The organism is Ruegeria sp. AL11 (assembly GCF_056540865.1).
On record NZ_JBQFXO010000024.1, the window covers coordinates 1 to 5,835 of the forward strand.

General features: G+C 53.5%; 2 tRNA genes and 3 rRNA genes. All 5 read right to left on the reverse strand.

Annotated features, from left to right (window positions below):
* Positions 1-9 precede the first annotated feature (9 nt).
* Positions 10-124 (reverse strand): 5S ribosomal RNA (rrf, locus tag ACR0IP_RS22875).
* A gap of 191 nt (positions 125-315) precedes the next feature.
* Positions 316-3,181: ribosomal RNA gene (locus ACR0IP_RS22880) — 23S ribosomal RNA — on the reverse strand.
* Positions 3,182-3,598: 417 nt separating this feature from the next.
* A tRNA-Ala gene (locus ACR0IP_RS22885) sits at positions 3,599-3,674 on the reverse strand.
* Between the two features lie 27 nt (positions 3,675-3,701).
* A tRNA-Ile gene (locus ACR0IP_RS22890) sits at positions 3,702-3,778 on the reverse strand.
* Between the two features lie 139 nt (positions 3,779-3,917).
* Positions 3,918-5,379 (reverse strand): 16S ribosomal RNA (locus ACR0IP_RS22895).
* The 16S, 23S and 5S rRNA genes sit together here with 2 tRNA genes alongside, the layout of an rRNA operon.
* Positions 5,380-5,835 lie beyond the last annotated feature (456 nt).

A 5,835-nucleotide genomic window follows, 5' to 3' on the forward strand; every position in this document is an offset into this window, starting at 1 on the left:
TTTTGCTAGGTTTGGCGGTGACCTACTCTCCCGGGGCTTAAGCCCAAGTACCATTGGCGCGGCAGTGCTTAACTTCCGGGTTCGGGATGGGACCGGGTGTTTCACTTGCGCTATGACCACCAAACCGAGGAAAAGCCCATGTCGGCTTTCTTGCTGTGCAAGAAAGCGACGATATGGCAGTCAGCGTCTTTGCTTGCAAAGGCGCGGTGCCACTCGGTTGTGTTTTCAATCAACATCGCGGCTTGGCGCTGCGACGCTATCCTTAGTCAAGGTCGGTGTATGCTTCTGGTTTGATTTGTCTTTCTGTTACTGGATCAAATCAAGCCTATCGGGCGATTAGTACCGGTCAACTGAACGCATTACTGCGCTTACATCTCCGGCCTATTGACGTGGTGGTCTTCCACGGCCCTCAGGGAGACCTTGTTTTGAGGGGGGCTTCCCGCTTAGATGCCTTCAGCGGTTATCCTGTCCGATCATAGCTACCCAGCACTGCCGTTGGCACGACAACTGGTCCACCAGTGGATCGTTCACCCCGGTCCTCTCGTACTAGGGGCAACTCCTCTCAAGTCTCCTACACCCACGGCAGATAGGGACCGAACTGTCTCACGACGTTCTAAACCCAGCTCACGTACCTCTTTAAACGGCGAACAGCCGTACCCTTGGGACCTGCTCCAGCCCCAGGATGAGATGAGCCGACATCGAGGTGCCAAACACTGCCGTCGATATGGACTCTTGGGCAGTATCAGCCTGTTATCCCCGGCGTACCTTTTATCCGTTGAGCGATGGCCCTTCCACTCGGGACCACCGGATCACTATGGCCGTCTTTCGACTCTGCTCGACTTGTCAGTCTCGCAGTCAGGCTGGCTTCTGCCATTGCACTCAACGAGCGATTTCCGACCGCTCTGAGCCAACCTTCGCGCGCCTCCGTTACGCTTTAGGAGGCGACCGCCCCAGTCAAACTACCCGCCACGCAGGGTCCCGGATCCGGATAACGGACCGCGGTTAGACATCAAGAGTGCGAAGGGTGGTATCTCAAGGGAGGCTCCACGGATACTTGCGTTTCCGCTTCAAAGCCTACCACCTATCCTGCACATCACAATCCTGATGCCAGTGCGAAGCTGTAGTAAAGGTGCACGGGGTCTTTCCGTCTAACCGCGGGAAGCCTGCATCTTGACAGGCAATTCAATTTCGCTGAGTCGATGTTGGAGACAGCGGGGAAGTCGTTACGCCATTCGTGCAGGTCGGAACTTACCCGACAAGGAATTTCGCTACCTTAGGACCGTTATAGTTACGGCCGCCGTTTACCTGGGCTTCAATTCAAGGCTCTCACCTCTCCTTTTAACCTTCAGGCACCGGGCAGGCGTCAGACCCTATACGTCGTCTTGCGACTTCGCAGAGCCCTGTGTTTTTAATAAACAGTCGCCACCCCCTGGTTTGTGCCCCCAGCCCCTAGTTGCCTAGGAACCGGGCCTCCTTCTCGCGAACTTACGGAGGTATTTTGCCGAGTTCCTTCAACATCGTTCTCTCAAGCGCCTTGGTATGCTCTACCAGTCCACCTGTGTCGGTTTAGGGTACGGTCTGATGGAGGGCTATTTCCAGGAACTGCTCAGCAGCCCAACCAATCCGATAAGGTTGAACTACACCTGCAATCCGTCACATCCTCCTGGCCTAGGAATATTAACCTAGTTCCCATCGCCTACGCCTTTCGGCCTCGGCTTAGGGGCCGGCTTACCCTGCTCAGATTAGCTTTAAGCAGGAACCCTTGGACTTTCGGCGAGAGTGTCTCTCACACTCTTTGTCGCTACTCATGTCATCATTCTCACTAGTGATCTCTCCACCGGATGGCTCACGCCCCGGCTTCATCGAAAGAACCTATGTCTGCGCTACCGCCTATTCGGCTACTTGAGCGCGATTACTCGCGCCGCATAACCGGCGGCAATATAGACAAGGTTCTATGTCACACTACGCTCTGCTACCGATGCTTACGCATCCCTAGACTTCGGCTCATGGCTTGAGCCCCGTTACATCTTCGCCGCAGGACAACTTATTTAGACCAGTGAGCTGTTACGCTATCTTTAAAGGATGGCTGCTTCTAAGCCAACCTCCTGGTTGTTTTGGTCGTCCCACCTGCTTTCCCACTTAGCCATGAATTGGGGGCCTTAGTCGTAGGTCAGGGTTGTTTCCCTCTCCACTACGGACGTTAGCATCCGCAGTGTGTCTGCCATCTAGTACTCCCGGGTATTCGGAGTTTGGTTAGGATCAGTAAGCCTGTGGGGCCCCATTACCCATCCAGTGCTCTACCCCCCGGGGTATTCGGATGACGCTCTACCTAAATAGATTTCGCAGAGAACCAGCTATCTCCGAGTTTGATTGGCCTTTCACCCCTAGGCACAGCTCATCCCGATCCTTTTCAACGGATGTGGGTTCGGTCCTCCAGTAAGTGTTACCTTACCTTCAACCTGGCCATGCCTAGATCACTCGGTTTCGGGTCTGATCCCACGAACTCATACGCCCTATTAAGACTCGCTTTCGCTACGCCTACACCTAACGGCTTAAGCTTGCTCGTGAGACCAAGTCGATGACCCATTATACAAAAGGTACGCCGTCAGATCTCGAGGATCCTCCGACTGATTGTAGGCGTTCGGTTTCAGGTACTGTTTCACTCCCCTCGTCGGGGTGCTTTTCACCTTTCCCTCACGGTACTGGTTCGCTATCGGTCAGCAAGGAGTACTTAGCCTTCGAAGGTGGTCCTCCGATCTTCAGACAGAATTTCACGTGTTCCGCCCTACTTAATACGTCCATCAAAGCTTCCTATACGGGGCTGTCACCCGCTATGGCCATGCTTCCCAACATGTTCTAGTCACTTATCTGGCTCGGCTGGTCCCCGTTCGCTCGCCGCTACTAGGGGAGTATCAATTGATTTCCTTTCCTCCGGGTACTTAGATGTTTCAGTTCCCCGGGTTTGCTCTTAAAACCCTATGTATTCAGGTCTTAAGTACCTGTTTAAGCAACATATTGATTACCAAAGATAACAATATGAAGCTTTCAGGTGGGTTGCCCCATTCAGAGATCCATGGATCAAAGCTTATTCTCAGCTCCCCATGGCTTATCGCAGAGTATCACGTCTTTCATCGCCTCTTGCTGCCAAGGCATTCACCAAACGCCCTTCTCGCGCTTGATTTGATCCAGAAAGAGAAAGACAGACGTCCTTCACGGCAGGCCCAGCTGGTAACTAAAGGCCGCCTCTGTTTCTGAACCAAAAGCATACTTTCCCGCCTTCCATCCTGGAACCCGCGCTGCCGATGTCGGTCGGCCCCACGCAGAGGATAGAAGACAATGCATGATCGTCAGATCATGCGGGTTAGTGTACTTGACTTGGACAACTCTGTTCGTTTCAGCCGGGATATTCAAAGAGGGACGAGGAAACATCCCTAATCAAACCTCCTCCGAAGAGGACCAACTGAGATCAACGCCTCACTCGGCGCGATCAAACAGTGTTGATTGATTTCTCTCTATACGATGTCAATGCCTCCGAAGAAGCGACGTCCAATCGGACGGTTAAGAACCAAAAAGGTGCTTAACGATCTGATCGGATAAATGGTGGAGCCTAGGAGGATCGAACTCCTGACCTCCTGAATGCAAATCAGGCGCTCTCCCAGCTGAGCTAAGGCCCCATTCAGGTGCTACGCACCCTAATCTAGTGGTGGGTCGAGGAGGACTTGAACCTCCGACCTCACGCTTATCAGGCGTGCGCTCTAACCACCTGAGCTACCGACCCAGACAGGCCGGTCGGCCTGATGTGTTCTGAAGAGATATGAGGACGGCTCGGTCCATGAGTTTGATCAACTTTGTTTGTTGATCTTTTGCTAAGTGCTTCACGATCAAGAGCAAGCTCAAGATACTAGAAACATCCTTAGAAAGGAGGTGATCCAGCCGCAGGTTCCCCTACGGCTACCTTGTTACGACTTCACCCCAGTCGCTGATCCTACCGTGGTCCGCTGCCTCCAAAAGGTTAGCGCACGGCCGTCGGGTAGAACCAACTCCCATGGTGTGACGGGCGGTGTGTACAAGGCCCGGGAACGTATTCACCGCGTCATGCTGTTACGCGATTACTAGCGATTCCGACTTCATGGGGTCGAGTTGCAGACCCCAATCCGAACTGAGACAGTTTTTTGGGATTAACCCATTGTCACTGCCATTGTAGCACGTGTGTAGCCCAACCCGTAAGGGCCATGAGGACTTGACGTCATCCACACCTTCCTCCCGCTTATCACGGGCAGTTTCCCTAGAGTGCCCAGCCGAACTGCTGGCAACTAAGGATGTGGGTTGCGCTCGTTGCCGGACTTAACCGAACATCTCACGACACGAGCTGACGACAGCCATGCAGCACCTGTCACTAGGTCACCGAAGTGAAAGATCCATCTCTGGAACGGTCCTAGGATGTCAAGGGTTGGTAAGGTTCTGCGCGTTGCTTCGAATTAAACCACATGCTCCACCGCTTGTGCGGGCCCCCGTCAATTTCTTTGAGTTTTAATCTTGCGACCGTACTCCCCAGGCGGAATGCTTAATCCGTTAGGTGTGTCACCGAATAGCATGCTACCCGACGACTGGCATTCATCGTTTACGGTGTGGACTACCAGGGTATCTAATCCTGTTTGCTCCCCACACTTTCGCACCTCAGCGTCAGTATCGAGCCAGTGAGCCGCCTTCGCCACTGGTGTTCCTCCGAATATCTACGAATTTCACCTCTACACTCGGAATTCCACTCACCTCTCTCGAACTCTAGACCGATAGTTTTGGAGGCAGTTCCGGGGTTGAGCCCCGGGATTTCACCCCCAACTTTCCGATCCGCCTACGTGCGCTTTACGCCCAGTAATTCCGAACAACGCTAACCCCCTCCGTATTACCGCGGCTGCTGGCACGGAGTTAGCCGGGGTTTCTTTACCTGCTACCGTCATTATCTTCACAGGCGAAAGAGCTTTACGACCCTAGGGCCTTCATCACTCACGCGGCATGGCTGGATCAGGGTTGCCCCCATTGTCCAAGATTCCCCACTGCTGCCTCCCGTAGGAGTCTGGGCCGTGTCTCAGTCCCAGTGTTGCTGATCATCCTCTAAAACCAGCTATAGATCGTAGGCTTGGTAGGCCATTACCCCACCAACTACCTAATCTAACGCGGGCTAATCCTTTGGCGATAAATCTTTCCCCCGAAGGGCTCATACGGTATTACTCTCCGTTTCCAGAGGCTATTCCGTACCAAAGGGCATATTCCCACGCGTTACTAACCCGTCCGCCGCTCACCCCGAAGGGCGCGCTCGACTTGCATGTGTTAGGCCTGCCGCCAGCGTTCGTTCTGAGCCAGAATCAAACTCTCAAGTTGAAAAGCAGTTGCCTGCTTATCCTTGACGTTCGAACCTCTGCACATCTTTGATTGCGCTACCGCCTATTCGGCTACTTGAGCGCGATTAGGCAATACCCCTACCCGGCTAGGCAGGGTGCAACCAAAAGTCATCTGTTTGTCTGTGCTTTAGCTTCATAGAAACCAAAGTACCGAACAAACAGTGAAGCTGACACTGGATCATCGGCCCCGACTAATCGAGAAACCTACCAGCGCGATATACAGACATTCAATCCGTCGAAACGAACCAAACCGCCCACATATCTCTTCAGTTATCCATCAATGTCAAAGAACAAACACCCAGAGCCAAAAACCAGACCGTTGCGCCAATCCCTCAGCGCGCCCGCCTAAAACTCAACCTCAGATGCCCCCAGTCTATCCTGAGCGTCCCCGCCGCCTCAGCAGCGCCCCAGCGCCTCAGCAGCGCCGGTGAAGGGG